This is a genomic window from Pseudalkalibacillus sp. A8, from assembly GCF_045920555.1.
In the GTDB taxonomy this organism is placed as follows: domain Bacteria; phylum Bacillota; class Bacilli; order Bacillales; family Fictibacillaceae; genus Pseudalkalibacillus.
Window position 1 is genome coordinate 3,585,208 of the sequence record NZ_CP174509.1, and the last position, 17,646, is coordinate 3,602,853.

The 17,646-nt window shown below is 41.8% G+C and carries 17 protein-coding genes and 1 tRNA gene; 3 read left to right on the forward strand and 15 right to left on the reverse strand.

Annotation, left to right across the window (positions count from 1 at the left end; all coding sequences use genetic code 11):
* Window positions 1–135 precede the first annotated feature (135 nt).
* The gene (locus ACJROX_RS18510; RefSeq protein ID WP_408006685.1) at window positions 136–519 is read left to right on the forward strand and encodes a 2Fe-2S iron-sulfur cluster-binding protein; all 384 of its coding nucleotides are present in this window, start codon (window positions 136–138) and stop codon (window positions 517–519) included.
* Window positions 520–563: 44 nt separating this feature from the next.
* On the opposite strand, the gene ACJROX_RS18515 is transcribed toward ACJROX_RS18510, so the two are convergent.
* The 14 genes from ACJROX_RS18515 to ACJROX_RS18580 all read right to left on the reverse strand — a co-directional run bounded on the left by ACJROX_RS18515 (window position 564) and on the right by ACJROX_RS18580 (window position 15,991).
* On the reverse strand, window positions 564–1,064 hold the full coding sequence (locus ACJROX_RS18515; RefSeq protein ID WP_408006686.1) for a L,D-transpeptidase: 501 nt from the start codon (window positions 1,062–1,064) through the stop codon (window positions 564–566).
* A gap of 63 nt (window positions 1,065–1,127) precedes the next feature.
* Entirely contained in the window at window positions 1,128–2,081 is a 954-nt protein-coding gene (locus tag ACJROX_RS18520) for an aromatic acid exporter family protein (RefSeq protein WP_408006687.1), read from the reverse strand.
* A gap of 726 nt (window positions 2,082–2,807) precedes the next feature.
* Window positions 2,808–3,338 carry a nuclease-related domain-containing protein gene (locus ACJROX_RS18525; RefSeq protein ID WP_408006688.1) on the reverse strand — a complete coding sequence of 177 codons (531 nt, stop codon included), beginning with the start codon at window positions 3,336–3,338 and terminating at the stop codon, window positions 2,808–2,810.
* 96 nt (window positions 3,339–3,434) lie between these two features.
* Window positions 3,435–3,509: transfer RNA gene (locus tag ACJROX_RS18530), tRNA-Arg, on the reverse strand.
* Between the two features lie 102 nt (window positions 3,510–3,611).
* On the reverse strand, window positions 3,612–4,043 hold the full coding sequence (locus tag ACJROX_RS18535) for a BrxA/BrxB family bacilliredoxin (RefSeq protein WP_408006689.1): 432 nt from the start codon (window positions 4,041–4,043) through the stop codon (window positions 3,612–3,614).
* 205 nt (window positions 4,044–4,248) lie between these two features.
* Window positions 4,249–5,208 (reverse strand): metal ABC transporter solute-binding protein, Zn/Mn family, encoded by a 960-nt coding sequence (locus ACJROX_RS18540; protein ID WP_408006690.1) that lies wholly within the window; start codon window positions 5,206–5,208, stop codon window positions 4,249–4,251.
* A gap of 196 nt (window positions 5,209–5,404) precedes the next feature.
* Entirely contained in the window at window positions 5,405–6,739 is a 1,335-nt protein-coding gene (locus ACJROX_RS18545; protein ID WP_408006691.1) for a dihydrolipoamide acetyltransferase family protein, read from the reverse strand.
* Between the two features lie 20 nt (window positions 6,740–6,759).
* The gene (locus ACJROX_RS18550; RefSeq protein WP_408006692.1) at window positions 6,760–7,743 is read right to left on the reverse strand and encodes an alpha-ketoacid dehydrogenase subunit beta; all 984 of its coding nucleotides are present in this window, start codon (window positions 7,741–7,743) and stop codon (window positions 6,760–6,762) included.
* Between the two features lie 12 nt (window positions 7,744–7,755).
* Window positions 7,756–8,748, reverse strand: coding sequence for a thiamine pyrophosphate-dependent dehydrogenase E1 component subunit alpha (locus ACJROX_RS18555; protein WP_408006693.1), 993 nt, complete (start codon window positions 8,746–8,748; stop codon window positions 7,756–7,758).
* A 32-nt stretch (window positions 8,749–8,780) separates the two neighbouring features.
* The gene (gene lpdA / locus ACJROX_RS18560; protein WP_408006694.1) at window positions 8,781–10,202 is read right to left on the reverse strand and encodes a dihydrolipoyl dehydrogenase; all 1,422 of its coding nucleotides are present in this window, start codon (window positions 10,200–10,202) and stop codon (window positions 8,781–8,783) included.
* 18 nt (window positions 10,203–10,220) lie between these two features.
* Window positions 10,221–11,339 (reverse strand): butyrate kinase, encoded by a 1,119-nt coding sequence (buk, locus tag ACJROX_RS18565; RefSeq protein WP_408006695.1) that lies wholly within the window; start codon window positions 11,337–11,339, stop codon window positions 10,221–10,223.
* 375 nt (window positions 11,340–11,714) lie between these two features.
* Window positions 11,715–12,818, reverse strand: coding sequence for a branched-chain amino acid dehydrogenase (gene bcd, locus ACJROX_RS18570; protein WP_408006696.1), 1,104 nt, complete (start codon window positions 12,816–12,818; stop codon window positions 11,715–11,717).
* Window positions 12,819–12,889: 71 nt separating this feature from the next.
* On the reverse strand, window positions 12,890–13,783 hold the full coding sequence (yqiS, locus tag ACJROX_RS18575; protein WP_408006697.1) for a phosphate butyryltransferase: 894 nt from the start codon (window positions 13,781–13,783) through the stop codon (window positions 12,890–12,892).
* Between the two features lie 156 nt (window positions 13,784–13,939).
* Window positions 13,940–15,991, reverse strand: coding sequence for a sigma 54-interacting transcriptional regulator (locus ACJROX_RS18580; RefSeq protein ID WP_408006698.1), 2,052 nt, complete (start codon window positions 15,989–15,991; stop codon window positions 13,940–13,942).
* A gap of 136 nt (window positions 15,992–16,127) precedes the next feature.
* Between ACJROX_RS18580 and ACJROX_RS18585 the strand changes: the two genes are divergently transcribed.
* Both ACJROX_RS18585 and yvfG read left to right on the forward strand, forming a co-directional pair.
* Window positions 16,128–16,373 (forward strand): DUF2627 family protein, encoded by a 246-nt coding sequence (locus tag ACJROX_RS18585; protein ID WP_408006699.1) that lies wholly within the window; start codon window positions 16,128–16,130, stop codon window positions 16,371–16,373.
* A gap of 1 nt (window position 16,374) precedes the next feature.
* Window positions 16,375–16,581, forward strand: a complete 207-nt coding sequence (gene yvfG, locus ACJROX_RS18590; protein WP_408006700.1) for a protein YvfG — start codon at window positions 16,375–16,377, stop codon at window positions 16,579–16,581.
* 157 nt (window positions 16,582–16,738) lie between these two features.
* Here the strand turns inward: yvfG and spo0A are convergent, their stop codons facing one another.
* Window positions 16,739–17,533 (reverse strand): sporulation transcription factor Spo0A, encoded by a 795-nt coding sequence (gene spo0A, locus ACJROX_RS18595; protein ID WP_408006701.1) that lies wholly within the window; start codon window positions 17,531–17,533, stop codon window positions 16,739–16,741.
* Between the last annotated feature and the right edge of the window lie 113 nt (window positions 17,534–17,646).

Here is a 17,646-nt window from a genome sequence, read left to right on the forward strand (position 1 = left end):
GAAAAGCCTCCTATAGTAATTATGATAATCATTCTCAACGGTATTTAATTTCATTGTAAGTGAAAATGATTCTCAGGTCAATAACATTTTTGGGCGAAAATATTTGATTATTAAGAAATGGAGGATTGTTTTATTATGAAAAAGGCTTTGACTGTCGGTTCTTTGAAAGAGGATTCCGCCACATTGAAAAAAACAAGTCACGGAAAATTTCAGGCGAAGAAGTCTTCTGGCATTGATATCGAGCAAAACAAACCCACTAACATAACTAATATTTATCTTATTCAAAAAGGAAGGGCATATTCGGTAAAGCCTGAGCAAAATATGACTTTGCTCGATTCAGCGCTGAAACAAGGAAATAGACTTGATTTTAAATGTAAAAAAGGGACTTGCGGGAGATGCAAAGTCCTCGTATTAAAAGGGGGCTCCTTCCTGATCGAGCCTAACGATCAGGAAAAAGCGAAGTTTGACGGCCAGGTTGATCAAGGATTCCGTCTCGCTTGCCAGACCCAGTTTAATTAAAGACTCTTTATAGTGGTAACAAGATGTATTTATTGCAAAACGTTCTAGTCGTTTGCTATTTTATCAAACGGTTTATCAGTTGTAACGATAAGAACTTTCGTGCCAAGTGGAACATGGTCATACAGCCATCGGATGTCATCTTCATAAAAGCGGACGCAGCCTGCTGTAATGAATCGCCCAATTGCCTTTGGCGTATTCGTACCATGCAGACCGTAAGTCCGGCCATCCGTATCCTCGGCATCAAAGCCGATCCACCGTGAACCTAATGGGTTGTCTGGATCACCGCCAGGTATGTCCTTTTTACGATAATAGGGATCGACCGCTTTCACAATGATTGTGAATTCTCCTTCCGGTGTCAAATCCCTGGACTTCCCAGTTGCGACCCGCCCTATCTTTTCGATTTCACCATCATGGATATAAGCAAACGTATTATTCGACTTATTGACGATCACATAAGGGTCCCCAGGTAACGGATTCTCTCCCAGCGGCCATATCGGCGACACCACGAAAATAAAAGAAGCTAGAAACAGCGAAAATTGTCCCATACCTTGATCCTCCCTACACAAGCTTTATTCTTTAGTTTGCCAAGAGGGCCAACGGAATAATCACTAATCTCTAGCTTTGAAATATCTTTTTAAAATCAAATATTGTTCCATTTCTAGTAAAAAATAATGGAGTGAAGATCTTGTCTCAAACTCATCCCGATCCTTAGGTAAATCCATGTTTCTGAAAGCTTGCTTCATTCTTTCAAGTTCATCAAGAAATTGTTGAGCAGTATTCCCTGGGTGGATTGCCTCTGCTAAATCATCCAGAAAATCCGCAATCCGGAAGCTTTGGACGTAGGTATGATCCAACGAGGAAATGACCGGCATGACGCGCCCGAGGATTTCATACTGCTTCTCTCTCATTTTAAAATAATTGTAGTATTGGTTTTCATGTCTTGTCAGATGGTTTTCAACGTCCCGGAAAGCAAGACTCTTCGCTTCTTTTAATAGTCTGTCTACAGTGACGATTTCTTTCCCATCCCAGTCACTGTCCCCTTCCCTCAAAAATCTCGAAAATTCCTTGAGGATCTTTTCGAAATCCTCTTCAACCTCCACTTGATATTTCTTCAGTTTACGTTCCATACTCGGCATATACAGATTCATAATCAAGGCCATACCAATCCCGATCACGATAATGGCTAACTCATTCAATACGATGGATATGGAGAAATCCTGAATTACAAGAAAATGAAGGATGATGACCGCACTCGTTATGACGCCTTCCTTCAACTTTAACGCTACCAGCGTCGGTATGAAAACCAATAAAAGTAATCCGAGCACGAGCGGATGGTAGGCAATCCCTTCAAAAAAGATGAATGCAAAGCCGATCCCGATCACGCACGATGCAAACCGTTCCCAGGAGCTTATGAAGGATTTCTTTTTCGTAACTTTAATACAGAGAACAGCAAGGATACCTGCAGATATGTAAAATTCCAGCTGGAAAGCCTGGGCAATCAAAATAGCCAGAGGTGCAGCAATCGCAGTTTTCAACGTACGATATCCAAACGGAAAAGTCACTGTCTTTGCCCCCTTTCGTGGTGTATGTAGGATGTGATAAGTCATTTAAAGATCACATACGGTAATCAGAACATTCCCTATTGTAAACCATACCCCTAGTTTTCGTGAAATAAAGACACCCTATGTGGAAAAATTGCAGCTAACACAGAATGAAGGAATTGAGGTCGAGGCGGTAAACTCTTTTACTTTTTTCCCCACTATAAGAAAGACTAGCCGAGGTGAGCAATTTTTTGGTGACATTACTTGATTCTAAACTCAGGAACTTCTTTATTGAACTATTCGTAAAGTGAGGACTTATCAAGAGGGCATAATCTTTTAGAGATGCTTTATAAACGTCTTTTGAACTGAAATCACATTTTTCACATTGCCATTTCCCCCAAAGTTTCTGCATTGGAATGAAAGCACACCTTGGACACCTTATACCTAGTAACAACTCGTCTCAGCCAACATTATAACGGTGAAGTACATTTGAAATTAGTTCAGTATGCTCTGAAAGTAAAGATTTAGCTATTCTTTCTAGGTCATTATCTGTGAGATGATTTTTTGAATGGATTATTTCTAACTGGTTAATTCTTTCAATGAGATCTTCGCAATGGATAATTAGTGGAGCTCGATAATACTTAGAAGAAGTTTTTAAAATGGTTTTTGAGTTGGTGATAATAATTTGAGGTTCAATGATTCGAATCACTGGAGATGGAAAGGAGGAAAGGTTCCGAACCCTGTAACTCAAGTCCGCCAACAAAAAGAACAACTGCTTTCATGGCTTAAATATAACAACCTCCCAATACCTCCAATCATTTGATTGAAATTACCATCAAAAAATAGTGTCCCAGAGATGTTCTTAATTTCAATGAGAATAATCATTTTTAAAGAGACAAGCAAAATATCAATTTGAAAATAATCCATTTTAGAAGGCAATCTAAGGTCATGAAATATGTAGTAATCATTATGGGGGATTCGTCGCAAATAATATTCAAGCATCTTCTCTCCTTTATACCCAGCCTTACTTTTCATGAGGTTTTCAACAATGTATTGCAAACTTGGATGATTTAAGGGTGTTCTATTAACAAGCGCCATCAATTGTTCAAGATAAATGGGCAATCTTTTAGGTTTTACTTCCAAATAATCACTCTCCTTATTATTACATAAATCAGAATTCTCTACTGATACAGATATTCCTCTATATAACATAATTTTGATACGGCCAAAAAACAGTGTTATACGGCCAAATTTAAGCGTATATCGGCCAAACGACACTGCTTTGCATTTTTAGCCAAGTTCCGCACCCGCCTTACAACCCCTAAGAAAAACAAAAAACCCCACTTATGCGGAGTTTGCGGTTAAATATCAGTATGGCGCGCCCACCAGGATTCGAACCCAGAATACGAGAGCCGAAATCTCGTGTGATATCCATTTCACTATGGACGCATTTATTCGACAGGATTTTAGTTTACGACATTTCGCATTCCCTGTCAAGATTCTACCGTGTAAAAAGGAAATGTCACCGGTCATTAACCGGTGACTCTCATTCTAACAATACTCTTTGAACGCGTCTTGCAGCTTGTGCACTACTTCGATCGGTTCAGACCCTTCTATATCATGCCGCTCGACCATCGTCATCAGCTTTCCATCCTTCAGAAGGGCGAAAGACGGAGATGACGGGGGATATCCTGTAAAATAGGATCTAGCCTTTTCGGTTGCAGCTTTATCTTGACCCGCAAAGACTGTAACTGTATGATCAGGCTTTGTATCGCTCTTATGCAAGGCGTAAGCAGCAGCAGGTCGCGCGATTCCACCAGCACAACCACAAACCGAGTTCACTAGAACAAGCGTGGTACCCTCTTTACTGAATGCAGCCTCTACTTCTTCAGGAGTCGTCAATTCTGTAAATCCAGCTTCATTTGCTTCGTTACGTGCAGTGACAACCACATCATTCATGAACATGTTGAAATTCATATTCAAAACCAATCACACCTTTCCGTAATCCTGTTACATTCTATTCTATTCGAAAAATGGTAGGTATCGCAAATTATCAGATTCCCTTATGGACTCAACCAAAAAAAAAGCAAGCACGAGGCTCGCTTTAGAAAGGGGGTTAGGGGGTATAGAGGTGTTGTACTGCTTATTTACCCCTTTCCCAGAATTTAAAACTTTTTTCCATAAATTTTTAATTATCATTCAGAGCTTTTTTTAATGTCTCTAAATTCTCTTCCATGACACTAAAGTAGGTTTCGTCTGCCTCTATCTGATCTTCAGTTAGTGATTCTAAGTTGTTCAGATAAAGAATATCCGCACCCACTTCTTTTTGGATCATTTTTGCGACATTCGAGCTGATATTTTTTTCTAAGATAATATAAGAAATATTTTTTTCACGAGCATATTCAATAATCGTCTGGGCTTCTTTTTGGGAAGGTTCATGGGATGGCGATATGCCTGCAACAGAGATTTGCTTAAATCCGTATCTATCTTCCCAGTTTCCATAGGCACTATGAGCTACTATAAACTCTTTACGATCTGAATTTTCAGCAAGCTCCTTGAATTTTCCGTCCAAGTCCTCTAGATCTTTTTTCAACACATCGAAATTTTTCTCGAATTCTTCTTTCTTCTCAGGGCGTTGATTGATCATCTCGTCTTTTATCTTGTGGGACATTTCAATTGCATATAAAGGGTCCAGCCACAAATGTGGATCAATTTCACCGGATTCATGATCCCCATGCTCATGGCCATCTCCCTCATGACCTTCTTCATGCTCTTCTTCATGCTCTGACTCATCTTCTGTAATGTGAGCGGATGCATTCAAAAAGGTTACATTTTGTTTTTCCAAAGACTTTTTCGCCTTGTTGATGAATCCTTCAAAACCTGCTCCATTATAGATCAGTAGATCTGCTTCGGAAATTTTTACTAATTCTTTTGTTGTAGGTTCGTAAGTATGACCATCTGACCCTGGCGGAATGATCGATTCAACTTTTACCGAATCGCCGCCGATTCTCTCCGCAAAGTATTGTAATGGGTATATGGATGTATAGATTGTAAAGTCAGCACCCTGCTCCCCTTTTCCGTTCGACTCGCTCTGACCGCAACCTGAAAGGATTAGGGTGAACGTAAGTAAAAGTGTAAATAATCGCAATGCTGTTGCTCCTTTCGTAATGATTCCGATTTGTTTTCAGAAGCAATACTATTATATCGTAACCATTACGATTTTCAAGAATTTTATCTTATTTATATTATTAAAAACTAAAGATATTCTCATTCTTCAATGAATTGATGCCATATAAATAGGAAAAACGTGCTGCGGCGGACCACTGCACGTTTCCTCTCTCATATTAATAAATAGATGTATTTTCTTTACTGATATTCTCAACAATTTCCTTAACTCTGGATAGGAAACGTCCACAAACCAATCCATCAAGGACACGGTGGTCAAGTGACATACAAAGGTTGACCATGTCACGGACCGCAATCATGCCATTATCCATCACGACCGGTCGCTTCACGATTGATTCTACAGAAAGAATCGCTGCTTGAGGATAGTTGATGATCGGTGTAGATTGGATCGAACCGAATGAGCCGGTGTTATTGACTGTGAAAGTTCCACCCTTCATATCATCCCCGGAAAGTTTGCCGCTACGTACTTTAGAAGCGAGTTCATTGACGTCTTTAGCGATACCCTTCAGACTCTTTTCATCCGCATTTTTGATAACAGGGACGAATAAGGAATCTTCTGTAGCTACAGCGATGGAAATGTTGATCGCCTTCTTCTGGACGATCTTATCGCCAGCCCACATGGAATTGATCATCGGGAACTCTTTAAGTGCTTCAACAACTGCTTTGATGAAGAAAGGAAGGAATGTGATATTGTAACCTTCTTTTTGTTTGAAGTCACCTTTCACACTGTTCCGATACTCTACAAGATTCGTTACGTCCACTTCCATCATCATCCATGCGTGAGGTGCTTCATGCTTACTGCGGACCATGTTATCGGCAATTGCACGACGGACACCGCTTACTGGAATTTCGATATCGCCTTCTTCCACCGGGATGTTCATAGGTTTCGCTGCAGGCTTGGGCGCTGCTGCTGCAGCTTCCTGAGCTGGCTCTGGTGCTTTCTCAGGAGCAGGTGCTGCTTCTTCCTTCGACTTCTCTCCTGCTTTAGGAATGTCACCAGAATCAATCAGCTTCTGAAGATCCTTACGAGTGATACGTCCATCGCGACCCGTACCTTCCACTTGTTCAAGGTCGATATCATTCTCCTGTGCTAACCGTAAAACTGCAGGAGAATATCTAGCTTTTCCGTTTTTAGGCTGCTTAGGCCTCTCTTTCTTTGGAGCCGTTTCAGCAGGTTGATCCTCAGCGAAAGCCTCTTCTACTGGATCGACTTCAGTCGGTGCATCTTCTTTTTCTTCGACACCTGCTCCACCTTCTGTTTCAATGTAACAGACGAGCTCACCTACTTCGATCGTATCCCCTTCATCAGCTACAAGCTCTTTGATCGTTCCAGTATAGGATGAGGGGATTTCAGCGTTTACTTTGTCTGTCATGACTTCTGCGATCGGATCGTATTTTTTAACTTCGTCTCCAACTTGAACGAGCCACTTACTTATCGTTCCTTCTGTAACACTCTCACCAAGCTGGGGCATGGATATTTTTTCTGTTGCCATTTCGTTTCCCTCCTTGGAGATTAAAATTCCGCCAAATCACGCATAGCTTTTTCGACTTTATCAGGGTTGATCATGAAGTATTTTTCCATCGTCGGTGCATAAGGCATCGCTGGCACATCAGGTCCTGCGAGACGTTGGATCGGAGCATCAAGATCGAATAAGCAATGCTCACCAATGATTGCAGATACTTCGCCCATAATGCTTCCTTCTTTGTTGGCTTCAGTCACTAACAAGACTTTACCTGTTTTAGATGCTGCTTCTATGATTGCCTCTTTATCAAGTGGATAAACCGTACGCAAGTCAAGCACATGTGCGGAAATTCCGTCTTTTTCAAGCTTTTCAGCAGCCTGAAGAGCGAAGTGTACAGAAAGTCCATATGTAATGACTGTGATGTCATCTCCTTCACGCTTCACATCAGCCTTACCAATTGGAAGTGTATAATCATCCTCAGGTACTTCCCCTTTAATCAAACGATAAGCGCGCTTGTGCTCAAAGAAAAGTACTGGATCCTCATCACGGATAGCAGCTTTCAATAAACCTTTTACATCATAAGGTGTTGAAGGCATTACAATCTTAAGGCCAGGAACATTTGCAAAAAGCGCTTCAACAGATTGGGAATGATAAAGAGCTCCGTGAACCCCTCCACCATAAGGTGCGCGGATCGTGATAGGACAGTGCCAATCATTGTTTGAACGGTAACGGATTTTAGCTGCTTCAGAAACAATCTGGTTGACAGCGGGCATGATGAAGTCAGCAAACTGCATTTCAGCAACTGGTCGCATACCGTACATTGCTGCACCGATTCCTACTCCGGCAATTGCAGATTCAGCCAATGGCGTATCAATTACACGCTCTTCTCCGAATTGTTCGTAAAGGCCTGCTGTTGCACGGAACACACCTCCGCGTACTCCGACGTCTTCTCCAAGTACGAAAACTTTGTTGTCTCGTTCCATTTCTTCACGTAAAGCTTGCGTTACTGCTTCTATATATGAAATTACTGGCATTTTTTTGTCCCCCTATTCCGCATACACGTATTTGAGCGCACTTTCAGGATCTGCATACGGTGCTTCTTCAGCATAGTCCGTCGCTTCATCCACTTCTTCATCAATGCGATCAGCGATCTCTTTTGCTTTCTCTTCTGTCAGGATTCCGACTTCCTCTAAATATTTTTTAAAAGTGATGAGGGAATCCTTTTGTTTAGCTTCTTCAACTTCTTCACGCTCACGATATGCACGATCATCATCATCACTTGAGTGAGGAGTCAAGCGGTAAGAAACTGTTTCGATCAATGAAGGTCCTTCTCCGCGGCGTCCACGCTCAACAGCTTCCTTTACAGCTTCATAAACCGCTAGCGGATCGTTACCATCCACCGTTACACCTGGCATTCCGTAACCGATTGCACGATCGGATACTTTTTCACAAGCAAGCTGTTTAGAAATGGGTACTGAGATCGCGTATTTATTGTTTTCACACATGAAAATGACTGGAAGCTTATGTACTCCCGCAAAGTTTGCAGACTCATGGAAATCACCTTGGTTAGATGAACCTTCACCGAAAGTGGTTAATGTCACAAGATCTTTTCCTTCCATTTTACCTGCCAACGCGATACCAACTGCATGTCCAACTTGAGTAGTTACTGGGGAAGAACCTGTAACGATATTGTTTTTCTTTTGGCCAAAGTGACCTGGCATTTGCCGACCGCCTGAGTTCGGATCTTCCGCTTTAGCGAAACCTGAAAGCATTAGATCACGTGCAGTCATGCCGAACCAAAGTACGACACCCATATCTCTGTAGTATGGAAGTGCGTAATCCTTTTCCTTGTCGAGTGCCATAGAAGCGCCTACTTGTGCCGCCTCTTGACCTTGACATGAAATGACGAAAGGAATTTTCCCTGCACGATTCAATAGCCACATTCTTTCGTCGATTTTCCTTGCCATCAACATCGTTTCATACATTTTGATCACTTGATCATCGGATAAACCTAATCTTTCATGACGATTTTCGGCCATCATATTACCCTCCTTAAGATACCTTTATCTACTTAGTTATGAATCGCTTTACCATCAACTGCTAATGCAGCTTCCCCGATAACCTCTGACAAGGTCGGATGTGGATGGACTGAGTGAGCGATTTCCCATGGTGTTGCATCTAGGACCTTCGCAAGTCCTGCTTCCGAAATCATATCGGTTACATGAGGTCCTATCATATGGACACCAAGTAAGTCATTTGTTTCTTTATCAGCAATCAGTTTTACAAACCCGTCAGACTGACCGTAAACTAGCGCTTTACCGATTCCTTTGAATGAAAACTTGCCGATTTTGACCTCGTAGCCTTGTTCTATTGCTTCGTCCTCCGTCAAACCGACACTTGCCATTTCAGGGTTTGAGTAGATACATTTGGAAATCATCGTATAATCGATCGGGTGAGGAGCCTCGTCAGCCATATGCTCTACAGCCACGATTCCTTCATGAGATGCCACATGTGCCAGTTGTAGTCCGCCGATTACATCTCCGATTGCATAAATGTGCGAATCCTTCGTTTGATAAAATTCGTTCGTTTGGATTGCACCATTTTCGACTTGGATTTCAGTGTTTTGAAGTCCGATGTCTTCCACATTCGGCTGCCGTCCGACAGATACTAATAATTTATCTGCAGAGAAAGATTTCTCTTCTCCTTTATGCTCCGCTTTGATTGTTACACCTTCACCTTTTTCCAATGTGTCTGGAAGTACTTTGGCTCCAGTAACGATTTTCACGCCTTTCTTTTTCAAAATACGAGTCGCTTCTTTAGAGATTTCTTTATCCTCTGTCGGGACGATACGATCCGCGTATTCTAGAACGGTTACGTCAAGGCCGAAATCTATGAACATAGAAGCCCATTCGATTCCGATGACTCCCCCGCCAACAATGATGATGGAAGATGGAAGCTCTTCAAGTTCCAATGCTTCATCCGAAGTAAGGACCAATTCCCTATCGATATCAAGGTCCGGTAACGTTCTTGGACGTGATCCAGTTGATATAAGTAGGTTTTTCGGTACCAGGATGACATTTTCGTCACCATTGTTGTACTCAACTGAAACGGCCCCAGGCATCGGAGAAAAGATCGATGGACCTAATATGCGCCCGTGCCCTTCGTAAACATCGATTTTCCCTTTTTTCATCAGATGTTGGACACCCTTATGAAGTTGATCCACGATCCCCTGTTTCCTTTGCTGGACACGTTCGAAGTTCAAGGCGACGTCTTTCGCGATCACACCGAACTCTTCACCTTTTTTAGCGGTTGCAAAAACTTCTGCACTTCTTAATAACGCTTTACTTGGGATACATCCTTTATGAAGGCATGTCCCACCCAATTTTCCTTTTTCAACGATAGCGACAGATAATCCAAGCTGGGATGCTCGAATTGCTGCTACATATCCACCAGTTCCTCCACCGAGGATGACGAGATCATAATTCTCAGCCATGATTCATTCCCCTTTCAGTTAAATGCTTTGTTCGATCGGTTGATTTGGATAATCTTTCGCATCTTCTTCACCTCGAAGGACGCGTAAGCCACCTTCAGCTAAAGCTTGGAGTTCATTTTCACCTGGATGTACAATCACATCACTGATCCATTCGATCCGTTCTGTGATTTCATTTACAAAATCCTTACCGTATGCGAGACCGCCAGTTAGAACGATTGCATCGACTTTTCCATACAATACCGCACTCGCTGCACCGATTTCCTTGGCCACTTGATAAGCCATAGCTTCATAGATCAACTTTGCTTTTTCATCGCCAGCTTCAATTCTCTTTTCGACTTCTACAGCATCATTTGTGCCGAGGTAGCCTACAAAACCTGCGTTCCCAACAAGCTTTTTCATGATTTCCTCAGCATAATATTCTCCTGAAAAACACATGGAAACGAGATCACCAACCGGTACTGTACCCGCTCTTTCAGGAGAAAATGGTCCTTCTCCGTGCAAACCATTGTTTACGTCAATGACTCTTCCTTCTTGGTGTACACCGACTGTAATTCCTCCGCCCATGTGCGTAACAATCAAGCGAAGATCCTCATATGGTCTGCCTAGCTGTTTCGCTACTCTTCGTGCAACTGCTTTTTGGTTCAGGGCATGGAAAATACTTTTTCTTTGTATTTCTGGCACACCTGAGACTCTAGCAAGCGGAGCCAATTCATCAACGACTACGGGATCGACAATATAAGAAGGGATATTCAGACCGCGAGCGATCTCGTGAGCGATGATCCCGCCTAAATTCGAAGCATGTTCTCCTGAATAACCATTTCGAAGGTCCTCGAGCATCAAATCATTCACATTATATGTGCCACCTTCAATCGGACGGAGGAGACCTCCACGTCCTACGACAGCGCTTAACTTTGAGACATTGATCCCTTCATGGTCCAATGTTTCAAGAATGACGTTTTTGCGGAATTCATATTGATCGATGATATGTTCGAATTCATTTATTATTTCGCTATCATGGCGAATGGTTTTCTCGAACACAGAATGTTCATCATCAAATATTCCGATTTTTGTAGATGTTGATCCTGGATTGATTACAAGTAATCGATATTCTCTTTGTTGCAAAACGGAACCCTCCATTGATGATTCTAAAAACGATTTTTTTAAAATGAGGCCCAGTTATTCTTAATTGTTGATTTTTGCGAAATTCCCTCCCTTTCCGCGGGCAGAAGAAAAGCGGAAGCGACCGGCTTAGTTACGTAGGTCACTGGAAAACTGACGAGGAGGCTCGAACCAAACAAAGTTCGGTTCTGCGTGGGCTCACACATAAGATGTAAAATCAGTGTGTTGCCGCCTAGGAAGATTGAAGTGATCCAAGTGACTGGTCGCTGAGCTGGACATCACTTCTGCATTCAAACTGCAGGTTCTCGTCCGGCTTCCCGCAGGCGTGTCGCAAATATCGCTTAAAGATATTTTCTCTAAAAAATCAACATTAAAATTTAACAAAGCTAAAAATTATTGACCGATACGTTGGGATAAAATATGTCTGCTATTCAATAAGAATTGACTTCTTGAATTCTTGTTACGTTCGATACGTTCTTCTGCAAGACGGTCTGCAGCCATATACGTAGGGATGTTATCCCGCATGGATATTTCAAATACACTTGCAATGTTGTCATAGATTGTTTCGACCTTTTTCATTGCACGTTCACGGTTATATCCGTATAACTCATCGGCCACGTTGATGACACCACCAGCGTTGATCACGTAATCTGGTGCATAGGCAATGCCCATTTCATGAACCCTATCTCCATGTTTCGTTTCTTTCAGTTGGTTGTTTGCTGCACCGGCAATAACTTTCGCTTTCAATTGTGGAATTGTGTCATCGTTGACTGTCGCTCCAAGTGCGCATGGTGCATAGATATCACATTCAACAGAATAGATGTCGTCTGTATCCACAGCTTTTGCTCCGAAATCATCTACTGCACGCTGCACAGCTTCCTTATGGATATCTGTAACGATAAGTTGAGCACCTTCTTCATGCAGATGCTTACAAAGGTTATAAGCCACATTACCTACCCCTTGCACAGCAACTACTTTCCCTTCGAGGGAATCTGTACCGAATGCTTCTTTAGTTGCTGCCTTCATTCCTCTGTAAACTCCATATGCTGTTATCGGAGACGGGTTACCTGAGGAACCGAATGCAGGTGATACCCCGGTTACGAATTCTGTTTCTTGACGGATGAGATCCATGTCTGCAACAGTGGTTCCAACGTCCTCAGCAGTTATGTAACGTCCGTTCAAGCCTTGGATATAACGACCAAACGCGCGGAACATTTCTTCGTTTTTATCTGTTCGAGGATCACCGATAATGACTGTTTTTCCTCCGCCAAGGTTCAATCCTGCTGCCGCATTTTTATATGTCATACCTTTTGCAAGTCGAAGAGCATCTTCAATCGCTGCATCCTCCGTTTCGTATGTCCACATTCTTGTACCACCAAGTGCAGGCCCCAGCGTCGTATCATGGATACAGATGATCGCCTTTAAACCAGATTGTTTATCCTGGCAAATCACCAATTGTTCGTAATCATAAGTCTCCATATACTTGAAAATTTCCATGTTCATCTTCCTCCTTGAAATCTTATCTTTTTTTTGACGGACCGTAACCGCCTGTGTGAAGGTAAAAATCTCTATACGGCACGTACAGCAAGGGCGATCGAATACAACTTACTCTCTGCCGTATCAGCTCGGGATGTCAATACAATCGGAGCTTTTGCTCCAGCAATGACTGCACCGACTTTAGCGCGGGCAAAGTATATCAATGATTTATATAGCGCATTTCCAGTCTCGATATTAGGAACTAGGAGGATATCTGCCTGTCCAGCCACTTCCCCTCCGATACCTTTATGTTCAGCAGCTTCCTTAGAAACTGCATTATCGAGAGCAAGCGGGCCATCAACAACACAATTCTTAATTTGCCCCCTGTTATTCATTTGACTAAGAGCTGCTGCATCAAGAGTGGCTTCCATCGATGGATTGACGACCTCTACTGCAGTGATCGGTGCAACCTTTGGGGTTTCCACGCCTATCCTGACCGCCACGTCAACAGCATTTTGGACGATTTCTGCTTTTTTCTGTAAATCTGGTGCAATATTCATAGCGGCATCTGTAACGAATACCAAGCGGTCATAACCTGTCACTTCAAAAGCTGCGACATGTGAAAGTACTTTCCCAGTTCTTAGTCCGTACTCTTTATTCAGAACTGCCTTAAGAATACGAGCAGTTGGAACCATACCCTTCATCAACACATCCGCTTCGCCACTGCTCACAGCTTGAACCGCCTTCGCCGCAGCTTCATCTGGATGACTGCATGGAATCACCTTAAGATGCTCAAATACATCTAACCCTAAGGTTTGAAGGAGAGACATCGTCTTGTCTTCATCACCAAATAATCGAAAAGAAGCGATTTGTTTATCTAACGCCATTTTGACTGCTTCGATAACCTCTTTATCTTCTGCAGCGGCTACCGCAACAACTTTATTTGGCAAATGGGTTGCTTCTTCAATGAGTTTTTCTAAATGCATGACCTGAGTTCAACCCTTTCTAAAACATAATCTTTTTCCATCGTCTAACTTGTGCAAGATTCATGCCAACTTTTCATCCCTTGGTATGATAACGTTTCCAGAAATATTACTGTGCAAGTTTTTTCAATGTATGAAAAATATTGCGTGCCAATTTATTCAATATTGTATATTGTACTTATCAATTTTGTAATAGAGATTTCGTAAAGACACATCCAATCTTTTAGCAGTCTTTGTCTTATTACCGTTACATTCCTTAAGCGTTTTCTGAATCAACCCTTTTTCAAACTGTTCAACTTGCTCTTGTAACGGTTGGTCACTGGCATGTGTAGTTTGTAGTTCTGATCTAGGTTGTACTCTAGTATCCAATGAAGGTATTGATGTGACGCCAATCCAAGATTCATGGAACGAGAGATGAATGATTGCTCTCCCTAAGATATTCTCTAACTCACGGACGTTTCCGGGCCAGTGGTAATTACAAAGGTACTCGATCCCCTCCTGTGTAATCCCTTCAATGTTCCTCCCATAATCTTGGTTCAATTTCCTTATCAGATGCTCACACAGTTTGCCGATATCTTCTTTGCGTTCCCTTAAAGGAGGAATGAAGATCGGAAGCCGATTGATCCGATAATATAAATCTTCCCGAAAAGAACCCTCGATTATTCTTTTTTCAAGGTTTACATTTGTAGCAGCGATCACTCGCACCTTTATAGGGATGGATTTGGTGCCACCCACTCGAATGATTTCATTTTCCTGGAGTACTCGCAAAAGCTTAGCCTGAGTATCACTTGATAACTCTCCAATTTCATCCAGGAAAATACTTCCGCCGTTAGCTTCTTCAAAAAGCCCTCTTTTACCGCCCTTTTTCGCTCCCGAAAATGCACCTTCCTCATAGCCGAACAGTTCACTTTCAAGCAACGATTCAGAAATGGCCGCACAATTCACTCTTACGAACTTGTTGTATTTCAAGTTGCTTCCGTTATGGATAGCATGAGCGAACAATTCTTTGCCGGTTCCAGATTCTCCTCTCAAAAGCACAGTTGCTGGGGTGGAAGCTCCCAATTTTGCCTGATCAATCGCAAATTTCATTTCACTTGAATCTCCGATAATATCTGAAAATGTATATTTCGCTTCCAGTGTACGTATGATTTGCCGGGCTCTTTGCAACTCTGCTGTCAATGACTGGATTTCAGAAATGTCATGAATGACGCCGACACTCCCTTTCAATTTGCCATCAACTATGACCGGCGCAACATTCACCACTACATCCCTGCGTTTAGGTCCGACCTTAAGACGGACACCACGGACAGGTTTACGGGTCCTCAAAACTCTCATATGCATACTTTCTCCCTCGGAAATATCAGTAGTGGCCGGTTTTCCGTAAATATCTTCGGATTTCAGACCGGTCAATCGCGTATAAGCTGGATTGACCATAAGACCTTTTCCTTCTTCATCAACTACCGATATCGCTTCTTGTGAGGAATGTATGATTGCTTCGAGCATTGTCTGCACACTCTTCAAGCTTGTCACTTCTTCTGCCATTTCGACTACTTCGGTGATATCTTTGAAAACAGCAAAAGCTCCAATGATATTTCCATGGTCGTCAATCATCGGGGTACGAGTCGTGATGATTTTTCTGCCATTACTTAGTACTTGCTCTTTATTTACTTCTGTTTTACCGTTGTCGAGGATCCGAGGCAATTCACTATTAGGAATGACTTCTGTAATTTCTTTACCTATTACTTCTGCGTCTTCGAGGCCCGTCATGATCTCAGCACTTTTATTCATGATGATGATCCTGCGGTTATAATCTATGGCGATAACACCGTCATGCGATGAACTTAATACGAGATCCTGTTGTCTCGATTGCCTTGATAGTTGATTGATGAGGTTTTCTTGTTCTTCAATCAAGTTAGATACCAGAATTGCAACTGAGGGAGGGATGATCACCCATTGGCGATCTTTTATTTCTCTTAAGGAAGTGAAGGTTTCTTCATCTCCTGTCGTTTCAATGACAACATCTACCGGTTGGTCTATGTATTTTTTCCAACTCGTCCCTGTAACAATATTCTTTTCTTGTGCTAAGTGGATGCCGGGAGCATCGTGGTCTGGATCAATGACAGCCATCAAGTTCAGCGCATGGGACTTTACGATGATCTTGACGAGTGCAATCCCTACCTTGCCAGCACCAATGATAATTACGTTTTTCATTTTATCTACACCTATTTTTTACCATGCAATTTTTTTCACACTTTCATTTTACCTTTAGTTTTACACATTCGCAAACACATATAGACAGGGAACGATAAAATCGGTACAATGAGTGCGACAGAAAAGGATGATTAACATGACAAGAATTATCGCACTTTTGATATTATTGATACCTGGGATTGCCGGAGTAGTCGGGATAAAATTAATACGCGATTCCTTGTTCGGGATCGTACATCCGATTTTCCCGAATTTCATCATTGAATTGATCGCCGGAATACTAATGTTCCTGATCGGCTTCGGATTTGTAGGGGGATTTATTTTTTATAGAGATAGGAAAAGAAACAAAGTCCAACAAAGATTCCGGACCAGAAGGAGGAATTAAAATGGAACAGTTCAGTGTAGCTTTTTTCGAAGAAAACTTCAAAACATACGCAGAACAGAATGAAGATGTATTTTCCAAACAACAAGCAATGAACAGTTATTATGTATCCATGGTGTCGACAATCATCAACGACAACATCAACAAAAATTCCGAGCTTGTTAAACGTATTCGAAACTTGAATGCTGCTTATCAAAATTGTCGATCTTAAGTTATCTCATTTTAAAAATGTACAATAAAAAGACACCACTTATTGAATCCTAATAAATGGTGTCTTTATTAACTTATTAATGCAGTTTTCCTTTTATTTATGCCCATGGAGTAACAAGGATGAATCAGTCCTTCGGTACTCCAGTTTACCTACCCCTTCAGCCAGCCTTATGTTCAATACGTAATTTGTCAGCCACCATTGCAATGAATTCGCTGTTTGTCGGTTTCGCCTTCGACATACTCACCGTGTATCCGAAGAGATTGGAAATCGAATCAATGTTCCCTCGGCTCCAAGCAACCTCAATAGCATGGCGGATTGCACGTTCAACACGTGAAGCAGTTGTATTGAATTTTTTTGCGATATCAGGATAAAGGACTTTTGTAATCGAGCCGAGAAGTTCAATGTCGTTATACACCATTGTGATTGCTTCACGGAGGTACATATATCCTTTGATATGTGCAGGAACCCCGATTTCATGGATTATGCTCGTTATGCTCGCATCAAGATTTTTCGGCTTATACTCTTTCGAAAAAGATCGAGAAGTTGTAGCAGAAGAATTCTTGACAAAGGACTTTTTCGATCCACTGATCTGACGGATCTGGTTCGTCAGGTTTTCCATATCAAATGGCTTCAAAATAAAATAGGAAGCTCCAAGTTCAACAGCTTTGGTCGTTACATCTTCTTGTCCAAAGGCGGTCAACATGATGACGTTCGGTTTTGTGCTCAAATTCAAGTCATGCATATTTTCAAGAACGGCCAGGCCATCTAAGTGAGGCATAATGATATCAAGCACCAATACATCAGGCATTTCCTCTTCCAATAACTCCAGACATTCTTTTCCGTTATAAGCAACACCTACCACTTCCATGTCTTCCTGGGCTGAAATATATTCATCAAGAAGACCTACAAGTTCCCTATTATCATCGGCTAAACACACTTTAATTTTTTGCAACGCTGTTCCTCCTCATAACTAAATCATTTTTCATGATTTTCTCTTTCAAAGTCTTATGTATGATTTCCACACACAAATCACATTTCCTTTAATAATTTTAAATTTTTATCGAA

Bases quoted from the DNA above. Each gene is read 5' to 3' on its own strand.
- ACJROX_RS18545 (WP_408006691.1), bottom strand. From the start codon at position 6,739: ATGGCAACAGAAAAAATATCCATGCCCCAGCTTGGTGAGAGTGTTACA.
- ACJROX_RS18550 (WP_408006692.1), bottom strand. From the start codon at position 7,743: ATGCCAGTAATTTCATATATAGAAGCAGTAACGCAAGCTTTACGTGAA.
- yqiS (WP_408006697.1), bottom strand. From the start codon at position 13,783: ATGCATTTAGAAAAACTCATTGAAGAAGCAACCCATTTGCCAAATAAA.
- yvfG (WP_408006700.1), top strand. From the start codon at position 16,375: ATGGAACAGTTCAGTGTAGCTTTTTTCGAAGAAAACTTCAAAACATAC.
- ACJROX_RS18580 (WP_408006698.1), bottom strand. From the start codon at position 15,991: ATGAAAAACGTAATTATCATTGGTGCTGGCAAGGTAGGGATTGCACTC.
- buk (WP_408006695.1), bottom strand. From the start codon at position 11,339: ATGGAGGGTTCCGTTTTGCAACAAAGAGAATATCGATTACTTGTAATC.
- ACJROX_RS18585 (WP_408006699.1), top strand. From the start codon at position 16,128: ATGACAAGAATTATCGCACTTTTGATATTATTGATACCTGGGATTGCC.
- ACJROX_RS18510 (WP_408006685.1), top strand. From the start codon at position 136: ATGAAAAAGGCTTTGACTGTCGGTTCTTTGAAAGAGGATTCCGCCACA.
- lpdA (WP_408006694.1), bottom strand. From the start codon at position 10,202: ATGGCTGAGAATTATGATCTCGTCATCCTCGGTGGAGGAACTGGTGGA.
- ACJROX_RS18555 (WP_408006693.1), bottom strand. From the start codon at position 8,748: ATGGCCGAAAATCGTCATGAAAGATTAGGTTTATCCGATGATCAAGTG.
- ACJROX_RS18515 (WP_408006686.1), bottom strand. From the start codon at position 1,064: ATGGGACAATTTTCGCTGTTTCTAGCTTCTTTTATTTTCGTGGTGTCG.
- bcd (WP_408006696.1), bottom strand. From the start codon at position 12,818: ATGGAAATTTTCAAGTATATGGAGACTTATGATTACGAACAATTGGTG.